General features: G+C 63.0%; 21 protein-coding genes and 1 pseudogene. 11 read left to right on the top strand and 11 right to left on the bottom strand.

Annotation, left to right across the window (positions count from 1 at the left end; all coding sequences use genetic code 11):
• Together O7A61_RS26575 and O7A61_RS26570 are read right to left on the bottom strand one after the other, a co-directional pair.
• Positions 1-213, bottom strand: a 213-nt coding sequence (locus O7A61_RS26575) for an FAD-binding protein (protein ID WP_337132326.1), incomplete at its 3' end; no start/stop codon positions are given.
• A gap of 10 nt (positions 214-223) precedes the next feature.
• Complete coding sequence (locus tag O7A61_RS26570) at positions 224-469, bottom strand: zinc-finger domain-containing protein (RefSeq protein WP_015318409.1); 246 nt, start codon at positions 467-469, stop codon at positions 224-226.
• Positions 470-637: 168 nt separating this feature from the next.
• On the opposite strand from O7A61_RS26570, the gene O7A61_RS26565 reads away from it, so the two are divergent.
• Together O7A61_RS26565 and ppx are read left to right on the top strand one after the other, a co-directional pair.
• Positions 638-2,830, top strand: coding sequence for an RNA degradosome polyphosphate kinase (locus O7A61_RS26565; RefSeq protein WP_337132325.1), 2,193 nt, complete (start codon positions 638-640; stop codon positions 2,828-2,830).
• Entirely contained in the window at positions 2,830-4,365 is a 1,536-nt protein-coding gene (gene ppx / locus O7A61_RS26560) for an exopolyphosphatase (RefSeq protein WP_337132324.1), read from the top strand. Before O7A61_RS26565 ends, ppx begins: the two co-directional genes overlap by 1 nt.
• Here ppx and O7A61_RS26555 read toward each other — a convergent pair whose 3' ends face one another.
• The 4 genes from O7A61_RS26555 to O7A61_RS26540 form a co-directional block, all read right to left on the bottom strand.
• Positions 4,366-4,788 carry a DoxX family protein gene (locus O7A61_RS26555; protein ID WP_337132323.1) on the bottom strand — a complete coding sequence of 141 codons (423 nt, stop codon included), beginning with the start codon at positions 4,786-4,788 and terminating at the stop codon, positions 4,366-4,368. It abuts the gene before it with no gap.
• A 123-nt stretch (positions 4,789-4,911) separates the two neighbouring features.
• Entirely contained in the window at positions 4,912-5,328 is a 417-nt protein-coding gene (locus tag O7A61_RS26550) for a DoxX family protein (RefSeq protein WP_140507418.1), read from the bottom strand.
• A 237-nt stretch (positions 5,329-5,565) separates the two neighbouring features.
• Positions 5,566-6,963: a class II fumarate hydratase gene (gene fumC, locus O7A61_RS26545; protein ID WP_337132322.1), complete on the bottom strand. Its 1,398-nt coding sequence runs from the start codon at positions 6,961-6,963 to the stop codon at positions 5,566-5,568.
• Positions 6,964-7,114: 151 nt separating this feature from the next.
• A complete protein-coding gene (locus O7A61_RS26540; protein ID WP_337132321.1) occupies positions 7,115-7,594 on the bottom strand; it encodes a cupin domain-containing protein in 480 nt (159 codons plus the stop codon).
• 109 nt (positions 7,595-7,703) lie between these two features.
• Between O7A61_RS26540 and O7A61_RS26535 the strand changes: the two genes are divergently transcribed.
• Positions 7,704-9,035: a LysR family transcriptional regulator gene (locus O7A61_RS26535; RefSeq protein ID WP_337132320.1), complete on the top strand. Its 1,332-nt coding sequence runs from the start codon at positions 7,704-7,706 to the stop codon at positions 9,033-9,035.
• Between the two features lie 33 nt (positions 9,036-9,068).
• Here O7A61_RS26535 and O7A61_RS26530 read toward each other — a convergent pair whose 3' ends face one another.
• Complete coding sequence (locus tag O7A61_RS26530) at positions 9,069-9,248, bottom strand: CsbD family protein (RefSeq protein WP_140714142.1); 180 nt, start codon at positions 9,246-9,248, stop codon at positions 9,069-9,071.
• Positions 9,249-9,413: 165 nt separating this feature from the next.
• Between O7A61_RS26530 and O7A61_RS26525 the strand changes: the two genes are divergently transcribed.
• The 7 genes from O7A61_RS26525 (at position 9,414) to O7A61_RS26495 (ending at position 12,780) form a co-directional block, all read left to right on the top strand.
• Positions 9,414-10,082 (top strand): glutathione S-transferase family protein, encoded by a 669-nt coding sequence (locus O7A61_RS26525; RefSeq protein ID WP_337132319.1) that lies wholly within the window; start codon positions 9,414-9,416, stop codon positions 10,080-10,082.
• A 262-nt stretch (positions 10,083-10,344) separates the two neighbouring features.
• Complete coding sequence (locus O7A61_RS26520) at positions 10,345-10,554, top strand: cold-shock protein (RefSeq protein ID WP_010915421.1); 210 nt, start codon at positions 10,345-10,347, stop codon at positions 10,552-10,554.
• A gap of 342 nt (positions 10,555-10,896) precedes the next feature.
• Positions 10,897-11,124: a hypothetical protein gene (locus O7A61_RS26515; RefSeq protein WP_337132318.1), complete on the top strand. Its 228-nt coding sequence runs from the start codon at positions 10,897-10,899 to the stop codon at positions 11,122-11,124.
• Positions 11,124-11,531, top strand: a complete 408-nt coding sequence (locus O7A61_RS26510; protein WP_027144452.1) for a hypothetical protein — start codon at positions 11,124-11,126, stop codon at positions 11,529-11,531. The genes O7A61_RS26515 and O7A61_RS26510 overlap by 1 nt, the downstream gene beginning before the upstream one ends.
• 1 nt (position 11,532) lies before the next feature.
• Positions 11,533-11,691: a hypothetical protein gene (locus O7A61_RS26505; RefSeq protein ID WP_140507392.1), complete on the top strand. Its 159-nt coding sequence runs from the start codon at positions 11,533-11,535 to the stop codon at positions 11,689-11,691.
• Positions 11,692-11,743: 52 nt separating this feature from the next.
• Positions 11,744-12,079: a YkgJ family cysteine cluster protein gene (locus tag O7A61_RS26500; protein WP_337132327.1), complete on the top strand. Its 336-nt coding sequence runs from the start codon at positions 11,744-11,746 to the stop codon at positions 12,077-12,079.
• 89 nt (positions 12,080-12,168) lie between these two features.
• Positions 12,169-12,780, top strand: coding sequence for a LysE family translocator (locus O7A61_RS26495; protein WP_337132317.1), 612 nt, complete (start codon positions 12,169-12,171; stop codon positions 12,778-12,780).
• Positions 12,781-12,885: 105 nt separating this feature from the next.
• Here the strand turns inward: O7A61_RS26495 and O7A61_RS26490 are convergent, their stop codons facing one another.
• The 3 genes from O7A61_RS26490 to O7A61_RS26480 are packed head-to-tail and all read right to left on the bottom strand — an operon-like array spanning position 12,886 to position 14,771.
• Positions 12,886-13,272 (bottom strand): nuclear transport factor 2 family protein, encoded by a 387-nt coding sequence (locus O7A61_RS26490; protein WP_337132316.1) that lies wholly within the window; start codon positions 13,270-13,272, stop codon positions 12,886-12,888.
• Between the two features lie 20 nt (positions 13,273-13,292).
• Positions 13,293-13,727 carry an OsmC family peroxiredoxin gene (locus O7A61_RS26485; protein ID WP_337132315.1) on the bottom strand — a complete coding sequence of 145 codons (435 nt, stop codon included), beginning with the start codon at positions 13,725-13,727 and terminating at the stop codon, positions 13,293-13,295.
• Positions 13,728-13,757: 30 nt separating this feature from the next.
• On the bottom strand, positions 13,758-14,771 hold the full coding sequence (locus O7A61_RS26480) for a zinc-dependent alcohol dehydrogenase family protein (RefSeq protein ID WP_337132314.1): 1,014 nt from the start codon (positions 14,769-14,771) through the stop codon (positions 13,758-13,760).
• A gap of 98 nt (positions 14,772-14,869) precedes the next feature.
• Here O7A61_RS26480 and O7A61_RS26475 point away from each other — a divergent pair, with 98 nt between their 5' ends.
• Positions 14,870-15,478 carry a TetR/AcrR family transcriptional regulator gene (locus O7A61_RS26475; RefSeq protein ID WP_337132313.1) on the top strand — a complete coding sequence of 203 codons (609 nt, stop codon included), beginning with the start codon at positions 14,870-14,872 and terminating at the stop codon, positions 15,476-15,478.
• A 254-nt stretch (positions 15,479-15,732) separates the two neighbouring features.
• Here the strand turns inward: O7A61_RS26475 and groEL are convergent.
• Positions 15,733-15,941: pseudogene (gene groEL, locus O7A61_RS26470) on the bottom strand (chaperonin GroEL); the annotation flags it as partial.

Here is a 15,941-nt window from a genome sequence, read left to right as displayed (position 1 = left end):
GGCATTGACAAGAAGCGTGTCGAGGACGCCAAGCCGGCGCAGAATGCGCGTCGCGTTTGGCGAGAGCTGGATGCCGGCGCCGGCCGCTTCGAGGCGCTTGGCCTGTTCGAACACCCTCACGGGGTAGCCGCGTTCGGCGAAGGCGATCGCCGACGTCAGCCCGGCGATGCCAGCCCCGGCAATCACGACCTGCCGGGACCGCGTCTCGCTCATGATCGGGAGGTCAGGCGGCCTGGTCGATGTAGAGGCAGCCCGCCGGCAGCGTTTCCGTCGCCTTCAGCTTCGGCGAATAGCGGTAGAGGGTCGAGCAGTAGGGGCAGACTTTCTCATTGTCGTCGCCCATGTCCAGAAACACGTGCGGATGATCGAAAGGCGGGTTGGCGCCCGTGCACATGAATTCCTTGACCCCGATGTCGATTGCCGGATGGCCCGCATCGTTCTGGAAATGGGGAATGGAACCGCCTGCCATCGTCGTCTCCTTAACGCAGTCTCTTCTGCATCTGGATCATATCAAACCTCTTTGCAAGTTCGATGAAATCAAACTGTCGCAAAAGCCTGTCAGAGAACTGTCGCAAAAGCCTGCCACAGGATAAGTTAAGCCGGTTAACCGGCCGAGGCGGGCGGAAGAGCAGGAATCATGAACGAACTGAAGCCGGTACAGAGCGAATTCAACAACATCACGGCAGCGAGCCCGGAAGGCAATCCGGACCGTTTCGTCAACCGCGAGTTCTCCTGGTTGCAGTTCAATCGCCGCGTTCTCGAAGAATCGCTGAACACCCATCACCCGCTGCTGGAGCGCGTCCGCTTCCTGTCGATCTCGGCCGCCAATCTCGACGAGTTCTTCATGGTGCGTGTCGCCGGCCTTGCCGGCCAGGTGCGCGAGGGCATCGTGCTGAAGAGCCCGGACGGACGCACCCCAGAGCAGCAGCTCGAACAATTGCTGCGTGAGGTCGAGCGGCTGCAGGAGGACCAGCAGAAGAGCCTGTCGGCACTCACGGTGCTGCTCAACAAGGAAGGCATCGAGAGCATCACCCGTGATGCGCTGACCAAGGACGAAAGGGTCTGGCTGGAAGAGCATTTCCAGGACCAGGTGTTTCCGGTGCTCACCCCGCTGTCGATCGACCCGGCGCATCCGTTCCCGTTCATTCCCAATCTGGGCTTCTCGATGGCGCTGCAGCTTCGCCACCGCAAGAATGGCGAGGAGATGAGCGCGCTGCTGCGCCTGCCGGTGGCGTTGAAGCGCTTTATCCGCCTGCCGGACCGCAAGAACCATGTCCGCTTCATTCCGCTGGAGGAGGCGGTCGGCCTTTACATCGGAAAGCTGTTCCCAGGCTACGAGGTCAAGGGCTCCGGCACGTTCCGCATCATCCGCGACAGCGACATCGAGGTCGAGGAAGAATCGGAAGACCTGGTGCGGTTGTTCGAAACGGCGCTGAAGCGTCGCCGCCGCGGTTCGGTCATCCGCATCGAATTCGACATGCTGATGCCGGGAGAATTGCGCGACTTCGTCGCCGGCGAGCTTGGCGTCTCATCGAGCCGCATCAGCGTCCTCACGGGCCCGCTGGCGCTCAGCCAGATATCCGAGATCGTCTCCGTTCCCCGCGACGACCTGAAATTCACGCCCTACAATCCGCGCTTTCCCGAGCGCATCCGCGAGCATGGCGGCGACTGTTTTGCCGCCATCCGCGAGAAGGACATCGTCGTCCATCACCCCTACGAGTCGTTCGACGTGGTGGTGCAGTTCCTGCGCCAGGCAATGGCTGACCCCGAAGTGGTGGCGATCAAGCAGACGCTCTATCGCACCTCCAATGACAGCCCGATCGTGCGTGCGCTTGTCGACGCGGCCGAGGCCGGCAAGTCGGTGACGGCGCTGGTCGAGCTCAAGGCCCGTTTCGACGAGGAGGCCAACATCCGCTGGGCGCGCGATCTCGAACGCGCCGGCGTGCAGGTCGTGTTCGGTTTCCTCGAACTGAAGACCCACGCCAAGATGTCGCTGGTGGTGCGGCGCGAGGACGGCAAGCTGCGCAACTACGTCCATCTCGGCACCGGCAACTACCATCCGGTGACGGCGCGCATCTACACCGACCTTTCCTTCTTCACCACCGATCCGACGATCGCCCGCGACGTCGCCCAATTGTTCAATTTCATCACCGGCTACGCCGAGCCGACCGCCGAAATGCGGCTGGCGATCTCGCCGTTCACGCTGAGGAGCCGCATCCTCAAGCACATTTCAGACGAGGTCACCCATGCGTTGGAGGGAAGGCCGGCGCGCATCTGGATGAAGATGAACGCGCTCGTCGATCCCATCATCATCGATGCGCTCTACGACGCCAGCCGCGTCGGTGTGGAAATCGACCTTGTCGTGCGCGGCATATGCTGTCTGCGGCCGCAGGTGCCGGGCCTGTCGGAGAACATCAGGGTCAAGTCGATCGTCGGCCGGTTCCTCGAGCACAGCCGCATCTATTGCTTCGGCAACGGCCATGGCCTTCCCTCGGACGAGGCGATTGTCTACATCTCCTCGGCGGACCTGATGCCGCGCAATCTCGACCGCCGCGTCGAGACCATGGTGCCGATCACCAATCCAACTGTGCATGAACAGATCTTGGGCCAGATCATGCTCGGCAACATCATGGACAATCAGCAAAGTTTCGACGTATTGGCTGATGGAACCTCCCGGCGCGTGGTGCTGGAGGAGGGCGAGGAACCGTTCAACGCGCAGGAATATTTCATGACCAATCCTAGCCTGTCGGGACGGGGTGACGCGCTGAAATCGCATGCGCCCAAGCGTATCGCGCAGTTCAAGCGCCGCAAGAAGAACGCCGCCAGCTGATGCTGTCCAATTCCCAGGGCCGGCTGCAGGACCGCCGACCGCTGTCCATCATCGACATCGGATCCAATTCGATCCGTCTTGTCGTCTATGAGGGGCTGGCGCGTTCGCCGACCACGCTGTTCAACGAAAAGATGCTGGCGGGCCTCGGCCGCGGCATCGTGTCGACGGGGAAGCTCGACCCCGAGGGGGTGGCGCGCTCGATGGAGGAGTTTCGCCGTTTCCGCGCGCTCTCCGACCAGGCCGGTGCCGAACACATGTACGTACTGGCGACCGCCGCCGCCCGCGAGGCGATCAACGGTCCCGATTTCATCCATCGGGCCGAGGATGTGCTCAAGACCGAAATCCGCGTGCTCTCCGGCCGCCAGGAAGCGCATTACTCCGCGCTTGGCGTCATCTCCGGGTTCCATCCGGCCAACGGCATTGCCGGCGACCTTGGCGGCGGCAGCCTGGAACTCATCGACATCGACGGCGAGGCGATCGGCGACGGCATCACGCTGCCGCTTGGCGGCCTGCGCCTGCAGGACATGGCGAAGAACTCGCTCGTCCAGGCGCAGAAGATCGCGCGCCAGGAATTAGCCCGGGCCAAGCTCTTGAAGGGTGGGCAGGGCAGGACTTTCTACGCTGTCGGCGGCACCTGGCGAAATCTTGCCAGGCTGCACATGGAGATGACCAACTATCCGCTCGGCGTCATGCACCACTACGAAATATCGGCCGAAAGTGCTCAAACCTTCCTCAGGCAAGTGGCCAGGGGCGAGGTCGAAAAGGTGAGGGGTATCGAGGGCGTCTCCAAGAACCGCCGCTCGCTGCTGCCATACGGCGCTCTCGTGCTGCAGGAAATCATGACGGCGATGCAGCCGTCCAGGATCGTCGTTTCGGCGCAAGGCGTGCGCGAAGGTTTTCTCTATTCGCTGCTCGACGCGGTCGAGCAGAAGGCCGATCCGCTGATCTCGGCCGCCGAGGAGCTTGCGCTTTTGCGCTCGCGTTCGGTCCATCACGCGCATGATCTGGTCGAATGGACAGGCAAGGCCTTCAAGGCGTTCGGCATCGACGAGACGGAAGACGAAGCGCGCTATCGCCACGCCGCCTGCCTGCTCGCCGATATCGGCTGGCGCGCTCATCCGGAATATCGCGGCAAGCAGTCGCTCAACATCATCGCGCATGCGTCCTTCATCGGTGTCGATCATCCCGGCCGCGCCTATCTGGCGCTGACCAACGCCTACCGTCATGACGGCGTCTTCAATGAATTGGTGGCGCCCGAAATCAAGGCGCTGGCGCCGCCGCGCCTGTTGGAGCGCGCCCGCGTGCTGGCGGCGATGATGCGCGTCGTCTACCTGCTGACGGCCGCGATGCCTGGCATCATGCCGAGGCTGAAATGGGAAAGTCGCCCCAACGGCGCGCTGGCGCTGGTGCTGCCGGCTTCGCTTTCCGATCTCTACGGCGAGCGCCCGGCCGGCCGGCTGGCGCAGCTGGCGCGCATCACTGACCGCCGCCTGGAACTGGCGATCGAGGGCGGGCAGAGCGTGTCGGTCAAATAGTCAAGTCACGCCGGCGCCGATGCCGAATTCCCGCCCATCAAACGACCATGCGCCAGCGCCGGCCATGGCAAGCGCCAGGAAGCCGCCCGCGATGGCGATGTCCTTCATCAGCATCTGCTGATGCATGAAAGCGAGCGTCGCATCGCCGGCGCCTTGGCCGTAATGGCCGATGAAGCCCGCCACGATGCAGAAGGCGGCCAGCAGCAGCGCCACGATCCGTGTCTGGAAGCCAACGAGGATCAGCAGCCCCGCGATCAGTTCGAACAGGCCGGTGGCCCAGGCGGCGAGCGCGGGCAGCGGCAGGCCAAGGCCGGAGAAATAGCTGGTGGTCCCAGCAATGTTGGCGAGCGCCTGGAAGCCGGACGGCACGAACAGCACGGCAAACAGCAGCCGCGAAACCATACGCAATGCATTGCGACCCATGGCACCCTCCCTTGCCGGCACGGTCACCGGGCGACCATCGCAGTCTACGCCTATGATCACACAACGAAAAAGCGGCGCGGAAAATTCCGCGCCGCTTGTTTCGGGCCCTTGGGAGGGGAAGCCTTAGCCGCGCCTGGCGTCGATCGAATACGCGCCTGCACCCGAGGAGGCCAGCAGCAGGAAGCCGCCGGTGATGGCGACGTTCTTGAGAAACTGGATCATCTGCATCTGGTCGGCCCAGCCGGTGTGGGCGACCAGACCGGTTGCGATTGTGAAGATCGCCAGCACCCAGGCGGCGATCCTGGTCTGGAAACCGACGAGGACGGCAAGGCCGCCAAGCAGCTCGATCAGGCCGACGATGACGGCTGTCGCCGTCGGTGCCGGCAGGCCGAGGCCACCGAAATAGGCCGCCGTGCCGGAAATGGCGGATAGTTTGCCGAATCCGGAAAGCAGGAAAATGACTGCGAGCAGGATACGGCCGAGCAGGATGGTGACAGAACTGTTGGACGCGGTGCCGGCGGCGGAAGTGTTGATGGACATGGTGGCTCTCCGATTGGTTTGAATGGCCACTCAGATAGACGATGCCGACTGTTCACCAAAGTCAGCCATGCGGTGACACATTGTTCACAGGATATACATTTTCGTGATCGGGCAGGAGGCGCGAAATTCGTGTCGGACGATGTGGTGGCGGGAGTAAATTCTCCCGCCGAAAAATGTCAGCCGTGGTCCAACGCAATTCCGGACGGAAAACCGCTTTGCACTTTTCCAGGAATCGCTTCACCCCGGATGCGTCATGTCCTCCGGCCGCACCAGGCGGTCATAGTCGGCCTCGCTGACCAGCCCGGTTGCCAGTGCTTCCTCCCGCAACGTCGTGCCGTTCTTGTGCGCGGTTTTGGCGATTTTGGCGGCGTTGTCATAGCCGATGGTGGGAGCAAGCGCCGTCACCAGCATCAGTGAACGGTCGAGGGCCGCCTTGATGTTGTCCTCTCGCGCCTCGATGCCGATTATGCAATTGTCGGTGAAGGAGACCGATGCGTCGGCCAGCAACTGCACCGACTGGAGGAAGTTGTAGGCCATCAGCGGATTGTAGACGTTGAGCTCGAAATGGCCCTGGCTGCCGGCGAAGGTCAGCGCCGCATTGTTGCCGAAGACCTGCACGCAAACTTGCGTCATCGCCTCGCACTGCGTCGGATTGACCTTGCCCGGCATGATCGAGGACCCGGGCTCGTTTTCCGGCAGCGACAATTCGCCGAGGCCCGAGCGCGGGCCGGAGCCGAGAAAGCGGATGTCGTTGGCGATCTTGAACAGTGCCGCCGCCGCCGCGTTGATGGCGCCGTGCGAGAACACCATGGAATCGTGCGCCGCCAGCGCTTCGAACTTGTTCGGCGCGGTGACGAAGGCGATGCCTGATATGGCGGCGATACGATCGGCCACCCGCTCGGCGAAACCGACCGGCGCATTGAGCCCGGTGCCGACGGCAGTGCCGCCTTGCGCCAATTCCTGCAGGCCGGGCAGCGTCAATTCGATGCGTTTGATCGACGATGCGACCTGCGCCGCGTAGCCGGAGAATTCCTGGCCTAGCGTCAGTGGCGTGGCATCCTGCGTATGGGTGCGGCCGATCTTGATGATGTGATTGAAGTCCCGGCTCTTGGCGGCGAGCGCCTTATGCAGGTGCTTCAGCGCCGGCAAGAGGTCGTGCACGATCCGCTCGGCGCAGGCGATGTGCATGGCCGTCGGATAGGTATCGTTCGACGACTGGCTCATATTGACATGGTCGTTGGGGTGCACCGGCTTTTTCGAGCCCATGACGCCGCCCAGCATTTCGATCGCGCGATTCGAGATCACTTCGTTGGCGTTCATGTTGGACTGCGTGCCCGAACCGGTCTGCCAGACCACTAGCGGGAAGTGGTCGTTGAGCTTGCCGTCGATGACCTCTTGCGCGGCCTCGATGATTGCCTTGCCGATGACCGGATCGAGCCGCTTGAGCTCCATATTGGCTTCCGCCGCCGCCCGCTTGACGATACCCAGCGCGCGCACGATCGAAGCCGGCTGCTTTTCCCAGCCGATCTTGAAATTGCCAAGGGAACGCTGCGCCTGGGCGCCCCAATACCGGCCGGCGGCAACCTCGATGGGGCCGAACGTATCGGTTTCGGTTCTGGTTTTTTCAGCGCTCACTGGGTCTCTCCTGTCGAAGCCGGCAACGGCGTATCGCGTTGCACAACGGGCTTCAAGCGGAGAATGTGTGCGACTGAGATGCAAATCGGTTGAAGATGCTTGCGATCTCCCCACTGGAAGCCTTGGAGGAGAGATCGGCAGCTTCGCGTTCTCAACTCAAGGGCGGACCGACAATGTCGATGCCATTTTCCGCGCAGATCCGCACCAGAGCCTCGATCATCTGCGGCGTCGGCTCCGACAGCGGCGGCAATTGCGGCTGTTGGGCGGGACGGCTGGTCTGACGCAGCATCGTCTCGAAATCGGAGCCGCGCGTGATGGTCAAGGTGCGCGCGCCGTCCTGGGATTCGACCCTGTATGTGTGCGGCAGGCCTTTCGGCGCGATGATGATTTCGCCAGGACCGGCGATCTGGTCATGGCCGTCGATCCGAAAGCGCAGCTGTCCCTCCAGGACATGAAACACCTCGTCCTCGTGCCGATGCACATGCAGCGGCGGAGAATCGCCATGGGGCATGCGGTGCTCGACGACACAGAGGCCGTCCTCGCCCTCCGCCGAGGAGAGCCGAATGGCAACCAGTGTGTTGTTGAACCAGAAGAGTTCCTTGCCTGCGATCGTGCTGTTGATCATTGTCATGACGGCTCTCCCTTGTGCTTGCGGTGCCGACCGAGCGGCGTCTGCGGCTACCTGACCAAGGATTGGCGGGCGATGGAAATCGAATGATCGTATGGGGCGGATTGATGCCATGAATTTAAATGCGCTCGACCTCAATCTCGTCAGGGTGCTCGATGCGCTTTTACGTGAACGAAGCGTGACGCGCGCCGGCGAGCAGATCGGGCTGAGCCAGCCCGCCGTGAGCGCGGCGCTCAATCGCCTGCGTCATGTCCTCAACGACCAGCTGTTTGTGCGGCGCGGCAACGACATGGTGCCGACCCCACGCGCCGAAAGCCTGACGGAGCCGGTGCGCGCGGCACTGCGCGAGATCGAACGCGTTTTCCAGACTGGCAAGGACTTCGATCCTGCCGGGTTGGAGCGAACCTTCACCTTCATGGGCGCGGATTTCTTCTCCATGCTGCTGATGCCGCCGCTGGCGGCGCGCATCGCGGCGATAGCGCCCGGCGTGTCGTTTCGCTTTCTGGACAGCGCGCGCGGCGACGTTTCGAGGTTGCTCCAGGACGATGAAATCGACGCTGCCCTCGAACGCCCGCTGGAGGTTCCCGACTGGGTCTCCAGCACGCCACTGTTCCATTCGCCATTCGCAATCATTGCCGGCACGCCGCTCGGACTTGCCGTTGGCGGTGACATCACCGACGATGGCGGCGGCCAGATCACCGAGCCCAGCGAAGGCACCCAACTCCTGCAGTTCAGCCAGCGCTATCAGCAAGGCATGGGGCCCGACCGCGTGCATGTTCCGGTTTATGTCGGCCTCGGCAATCATGATCTCGATCAGAACGGTCCGCCACATCATGTCGACTGGTACCGGCGCGAAATGCGCGATTATGTCGAGGTCAATCACCGCGCCGGCGTGTTCTTCAAGCCGCCGGTGCCGGCCATCAGCTACGACGTCGACACCGACTGCTATTCATGGGACTGGGGTGGCCTGCATCTGCTGCAAACCCATCGTTTCGCCGGCGACATCGGTCATGGCGCCGACAACAGCCTGCCTTGGCTCAAGCAGGATCTGGCTACCTATGCGGCGGACGGCCGCCCGGTCATCCTGTTCCAGCACTATGGCTGGGACAGTTTTTCGATGGAGCGGTGGGATACCGTCAAGAGAGTGTTCGACGACGGCGGCAAGGGAGCGCCGCATTGGTGGAGCGATGCGGACCGCCAGGCATTGCTGGCGGCCCTGAAGGGCTACAACGTCGTTGCCGTCTTCCATGGTCATCAGCACGAGGTGCCGATGATCTATCAACGCGACGGCCTCGATCTCTTCAAGCCGAAAGCGGCCTACATGGGCGGCTTCGCTCTGGCACGTGTCACCGACGACAGCCTGGACGTCGTGTTGGGGCAAGCCAGCGACGATCATGGCGACGTGATTTTCACCAACGCCTTCAGCAAATCGCTGAAGACGTGAAAAGGGCCGCTCGATACGGCCCTTCCACAGCGATCAAACAGATTTCTTGACCTTGTCCTTCACGTCGCCATAGGCCTTCTGCACCTTGCCTGTGGCCTTGTCGGCCACGCCTTCGGCCTGCGTCCGCCTGTCGCTGGTCGCCTTGCCGGCGGCTTGCTTGACCGAGCCTTTCACCTGCTTGGCCACGCCGGCGACCTGATCCTTGTTCACCATTTCCGCATCTCCCGGATCTTGTTCGCTTGAGCAAACGAGCCGGCACGGATTCGGTTCCAGCAGCCGCTCCCTGTGTCGGCAAACAGTGCCTTTCGGCGGCTGGGCCGGCGGGCTAGGGTGCCGGCCGGCGCAGTCCGCAAGGAGCAACACCGCCAAGGGGGACAGATGTCGGAATTCACGCTCTATATCGGCAACAAATGCTTTTCGTCCTGGTCGCTCAGGCCCTGGGTGGCGATGCGGCACCTGGAGATACCGTTCGAAGAAGGATTCGTGCGGCTGCGCACGCCCGAGACCTTTGCCAATCTGGCGAAAGTTTCGCCGACCGGTCAGGTGCCCGTCCTGGTTCACAAGCCCTTGAATCACGATGGCAGGATCGTCTGGGAAACCCTTGCCATCCTCGAATATCTCGCCGACCTCTTTCCTGGGAAAAAGCTCTGGCCGGCCGATATCGGCGCCCGGGCGCTGGCGCGTTCGGCGGCGACCGAAATGCATTCCGGTTTTCGCGAAGTCCGCTATGGCTGGCCGATGAATTTGCGCCGGCCAAAGGGGCACAAGCCGCTCGATGCCGAGGGCGAGGCCCAACGTGCCCGCCTCGAGGCGCTGTGGCGCGAGTGCCGTGAGAAACACGGCAAGGGCGGCCCGTTTCTGTTCGGTCATTTCACCGCGGCCGATGCCATGTATGCGCCTGTCGTCACCCGTTTCGACACCTATGGCGGGGAGCTGGCGCCCGACACCAGGGCCTATGTCGACGCGGTTCTGGCAACACCGGCCATGCGCCAATGGTATGCCGAAGCAGTCAGGGAGACATGGCCGGAGCCGGGTCCCGACGAATAGGGCTGTCCGTGAAGCGGTCTTACCCAGGGATCGACGGGCCGCGTGAGGTGCTTTCAACTGGCGGATTTCGGGCCGACAGCGCAATATTTGACAGGCGGCTGAAATACGAGTACAAGAAATCTGTCGATATTTGTTTGACTGACTTTTGTTATCCGCGCTTTCGAGCGCGCCTTTGACGAACTTCCCACATCAAAAATCGAGACAAACGACGTTGTGCATCCGCATGACGGCGAACGAATATTTGCCATGGAAAGGGTTCGTCATGAGCACCGGCACAGTTAAGTGGTTCAACGCCACCAAGGGTTTTGGTTTTATTCAGCCTGACGACGGCTCCGCCGACGTTTTTGTCCACATCTCGGCCGTGGAACGCGCCGGCATGCGCGACATCGTCGAGGGCCAGAAGCTCGGCTACGAGATGGTCCGCGACAACAAGTCGGGCAAGATGTCCGCCGACCAGTTGAAGGCGGCCTGAAGAAAGAATTCAGCCGTTCCGGTGACCACGGATGTACTGGCACCGGTGAATGGCGAATTCGGGCGCATGGCCATGGGGACCTGAGTTTCCAGGGTTTGTGCTGCCCATCAGGAGCTAGCCTGTGCATCCAGTTGGATGCGCGGCGCTCCCAGGGAAGGTCAGGCGGTGCCTGGCCTTTTTCATTTTACGCTTGTTGCCGCCGAAAATGCGCTGCGCATTGGGCTGAACGTGCTAAGGGACGCTCCAGCAATTTGAATCCGCTGCCGCATTGCTTTGTGCATGGTCCCGACCGCAGACCCGGTCTCGCCCTATCGGCACCAGGCTCCTGACAGGAGAAAGATTTTGACCGCTCATTCGAAGACAGCCGTCGATACGGCCGTGTCGCTGTTCAGCAAGACGCAAACCCAGTCGATGTCGCTCAATCGCATCATTTCCGAGCGCGATGCGGTCAGCCAGGCGCGGGAAGCCAAGACCGCGCGCCTGCGCGAGTTGCGGCTGGAGAAAGAGGCCGACGAGATGGCGGCCGCCGCAGCACTCGCATCGCTGCCGAAACGAGCCGGAAAACGCTGATGGCCACCAAGCGCGTACCGTCAACGCCGATCGCCGCCGATGCGACCATCGCCGACATGGTCGAAACCCTCGACAAGCCGGTCGAATATGTCCGCCGCGTGCTGGAGAAACTCGAACGCTGCAAGCGCGCCCATGGCGATGCCCAGGTGCGCATCGGCGTGCGCGGCCGTGCCGAGTGCCCGAACTACCTCATCGAATATGTCCGCGAAGACGCCAAGACCCATGAGCGGGTGACCTATCAGGATGCCGCCTATAGCGGCAGCACGCATCGTGAGCTGGCGGTGCATCACATCGCGGAAGCCAGGAACTGGTCGCCCGAGGAAATGAACATCACGGCGGTTTCGGCGCTGATCGGCCGCCTGCGCAATCCGCGCGCACCATCATCGCGTTTCGCCGACGAGGACTGACATGGCCATAAAATTCTCCGCCAAGGACCAGCCGGCAGCGCCGGCTTCCGCCGCAAAGCCGGCCAAGCCGGTTGCCGCGCCAAAGGCGGCCGAGGCAGCGACCGATCTGTTCAAGTCGCCGGCGGACGCACCGAAGGGCAAGACCGGCAAGAAGAAGTAGCGCCTTGCCTGGGGACGCCGATCGCAATCTTGCCGCTTCGAAGCCGTTTGCCGTGGCAGCCGCGACCACCCTACCTTCTTCTCAACCGGGCATCGCTCCCGTGTTCGATTGCCAGAGCTGCGGCGCCTGCTGTTCCTATTCGGCCGAATGGCCGCGCTTTTCGACCGAGGACGATGCCCAGCTCGACCGCATCCCGGAAAAATACGTGGCGGCCGACCTGTCGGGCATGCGCTGTGACGGCGTGCGCTGTTCTGCCCTGTCCGGCGAAGTCGGCAAGTCGACCGCTTGCACCATCTACGAAATGCGACCGGATGTCTGCCGCGCCTGCATGCCCGGCGATGACGAGTGCCTGATGGCGCGCCAGGCGCTCGGATTTTCCACCGTTTAGCGCGCCCTCCTGGCGGCGAATGCCGTGGCTTGTGCGCACCCCGCTTGCTGGCTAGGCTGCGTCAGGGCAGGGCGCTGGAGGAGATCATCGTGAGCATCGAATTTCTATTGACGTCGCTGATCGTCGTGGCTTCGCCCGGCACCGGCGTTCTCTACACGCTGAGCGCCGGACTTTCGCGCGGTGCGCGGGCCTCGATCATTGCCGCCTTCGGCTGCACGCTCGGCATCATTCCGCATATGGCCGCTGCCATCACCGGTCTGGCGGCGCTGCTGCACACCAGTGCGGTTGCTTTCGAGACGCTGAAATATCTCGGCGTCGCCTATCTGCTCTACATGGCCTGGAATACGCTGAAGGAGAAGGGCGGCCTGAGCGTCGAGGACAATGTCGCGCCACGCTCGGCCGGCAAGGTGATCGCCACCGGCATCCTCGTCAATGTGCTCAATCCGAAACTGTCGATCTTCTTCTTCGCCTTCCTGCCGCAATTCGTCAGCACCACCGAGCCCAACGCGCTGTCGAAGATGCTGGAGCTCAGTTCGGTCTTCATGCTTTTGACCTTCGTGGTCTTCGTCGGCTACGGCATCTTCGCGGCGTCGATCCGCAGCCATGTCGTGTCGCGGCCGATAGTGCTGACCTGGATGCGCCGGACGTTTGCCGGCGCCTTCGTCATGCTCGGCGCCAAGTTGGCACTGGCGGACAGGTGATCGCGCGGCTTACAGCATGTCGCGGCGAATAGGGTTCGCCCGACCTGCTGTAAGCTTCTCATTTTATGCACGTCCCGGGACCGAGGACACTTCCGGCGACATGCATTAGCCCTTGACGTAACCCATGGCCTCGACGATCCGCCCGCCCGCGACGCGCATCAGGTTGACGCCGCGCAGCGAATTGCCGTCGGCCATCCAGTAGCGCCAGCGGATCGTGGCGCGGTCGCCGGCCACGAAAGTCTCTTCGAGGTCGAAGCGCGTACCGGGTGCGATGGCGATCGCCGACCACAGCTCGACACAGGCTGCCTTACCGGCCCGGCGCGCGCCGTCCGGCGCCGGCGTGGTGTTCTCGATCACGCAGTCCTGCGCCACCAGCTCGTCGAGAGCCGAGGGGTCGTGACGCTGGAACACGTCGTTATAGCGCCGCATGATTTCAGCCGTTTCGCCGGATCGGTTGGCCGCGGCGATGTCGATGATAGATTCCTGGGTCATCGGATTTTCTCCTTCCGTTCTTAGTGAGTTATGAGGTTCGCTTTCAGGGTGATCGCGGCGACGCCGGCCAGCGCCCGCGAGACGAGGCATCCCGCCTTGGCCGACTGCGCCAGCCGCTCGAAGTTGGCGGCGGCGAGACCGGCGACGTTCGCCTCCGTCTCAAGCTCGATGCGGGTAATCGTCGGCCCGGCCGCGGTGGCGCCCAGATGCACCTTTGCGATCGTGTGGATATCGCTTGCGATATGACCTTCGCTGCCGAGAATGGCGGTGAGCGCCATCGAGAAGCAGCCGGCGTGGGCGGCCGCGATCAGTTCCTCCGGATTGGTGCCGGGGCCGTTCTCGAAGCGGGACGGGTACGAGTAGGCGCCCTCGAACACGCCGCTGCCCAGCCTTAGCCGGCCGGATCCTTCCTTGAGTGTGCCGTGCCATTCGGCCGATGCGTCGCGAATTGTCATTGCTCTCTCCTTTGGTTGATGAATAGGGGCTCACGCGCCGTCGATAACGACCTTGCCGAACACGTCGCCCTGCATGAAATGCCGATATGCCTCGCGCGCTTCGGTAAACGGGAAGACCTTGTCGATGACGGGCTTCAAGCGATGCGCCGCGACGGCGGCGAGCATCGCCTCCAGGCCGCTGCGGCTGCCGACGAAGACGCGGCCGATGGTGACTAGACTGCGCTGGTAGACGGCGGCTGGGATCTCGACCGATCTGCCCTTCTGGTCCTGGACCGTCAGCAGTACGATGCGTCCGTAGAGGGAGCTTGCGATCAGCGATTGCGTAAAGGTCGCCGGCCCGCCGGTCTCGACGGTCAGATCGATGCCGCCCGTCGCCTCGCGCAGCTTGGTACCCCAATCCGGCGTCTCGGCCGTTGCGATGACGAGGTCGGCGCCGAGCGCGCGCAACCGGCCGGATTTTTCGACACGTGAGGTGACAGCCGCCACGCGGCAGCCCATCAGCTTGGCAAACTGCAGCGCAAACAGCGCGACGCCGCCCGAGCCGATAACCAGCACCCATTGCCCCGGTTTTGGGACCTCGGAGCCGGTCAAAGCGCTCCAGGCCGTCACCCCCGCGCAGCTGAAGGTCGCGGCTTCATGCCAGTCGAGATGCTCAGGCAGCCGCACCGCCCATTGCTCGTCGAGCAAGGCATATTCACCGAGCATGCCGTCCAGCGTGCAGCCGAGCTGGTCGATGAGCCCGGCGTTGATACGGCCGTCGATCCAGCGCGCGAAATAGCTGCCGGTGACGCGGTCGCCGACGGCAAGGCGGGTGACACCATCGCCGATGGCCACCACTTCGCCGGCGCCATCGCTCACCGGCACGATGCCGGCCCGCGGCGTCAGCGGATAGGTGTCGTTGAGGATCATCGTGTCACGGCGATTGAGCGAGGTGGCGCGCACCCGCATCAGGATCTGATGCGGACCCGGCTGGAGGACCGCTTCCTCACGCATCACCAGCCTGTCGAGACCGCCGTCCTGTCCTTCCAGCCGATACCTCTGCATCATCGCCTCCGAAATATGTAGACCGATTTACATATTATGTAGACCGATTGTCATATTCCGCGCAAGCCCTATAATGCGCACTCCTGACAGAGGTTGACATGGCGACTGACACACGCACGCGGATGATCGAGGCGACGGCACTGCTTTTGCGGCGGCGCGGCTATCACGGCACTTCGCTCAACGACATTCTGAGTGCCAGCGCCGCGCCGCGTGGCTCGCTCTATTTCCATTTCCCAGGTGGCAAGGACCAACTGGTCGTCGAGGTGACGCGCGACAGCGTGGCCGACGTGACCGAGCGGCTGGGTGCCCAACTGGCGTCGGAAAGCGATCCGGCGGTCGCCGTCCACCACATTTACCAGTCCGTCGCCCGCATGCTGGAGGACAACGAGTTTTCGCTCGGCTGCCCGATCGCGCCCGTCGTGCTGGATGCGCCGAACGACGTGCCCGACCTCGAAGAGATCTGCCGCTCGGCTTTCGAGCAGTGGATAGGCTTGCTCCGGGATGCCTTCATCAGGGCAGGGATCCCGGAGCGTCGCGCGCAGGCGCTGGCGCTGCTGGTCGAATCTTCGCTGGAAGGCCTGATGGTGATTGCCCGCGCCACCCGCGACCGTACCCCGCTGCTGGCAGTGGCTAACGAGGTCGGGGCCCTGATCGAGCAAGCGGTGCTCGCCGGCAAGGTGGCGCGGCGTGCGGAGACTGCTGTCTGACGCTGGGTCCAACCGACCGCGGTGGAGCACCAGCCTCAACATGCAAAGAAAAGGGCGACCTCTCGGCCGCCCTTTCGAAAAATTTGCGAAGTTGGCTGGATTAGAAGTCCATGCCGCCACTCAAGCCCGCTTGCGGGCTTGAGCAATGTTAGCTCATGGGCGTGCTTTATGGACTTCTTAGAAGTCCATGCCGCCACTCAAGCCCGCTTGCGGGCTTGAGCAATGTTAGCTCATGGGCGTGCTTTATGGACTTCTTAGAAGTCCATGCCGCCCATGCCGCCCATGCCGCCGCCGCCCATGCCGCCAGGCATGCCGCCGCCAGCCGAGTCCTTCTTAGGAGCTTCGGCGATCATGGCTTCGGTGGTGACGAGCAGGCCGGCGACCGATGCCGCGTCCTGGAGGGCCGTGCGCACGACCTTGACCGGATCGACGATACCCATGACGATCATGTCGCCATATTCGC

The sequence above is a fragment of the Mesorhizobium sp. Cs1321R2N1 genome (assembly GCF_037179725.1).
Taxonomy (GTDB): domain Bacteria; phylum Pseudomonadota; class Alphaproteobacteria; order Rhizobiales; family Rhizobiaceae; genus Mesorhizobium; species Mesorhizobium salmacidum.
This window is presented reverse-complemented; position numbering and strand designations above follow the sequence as displayed.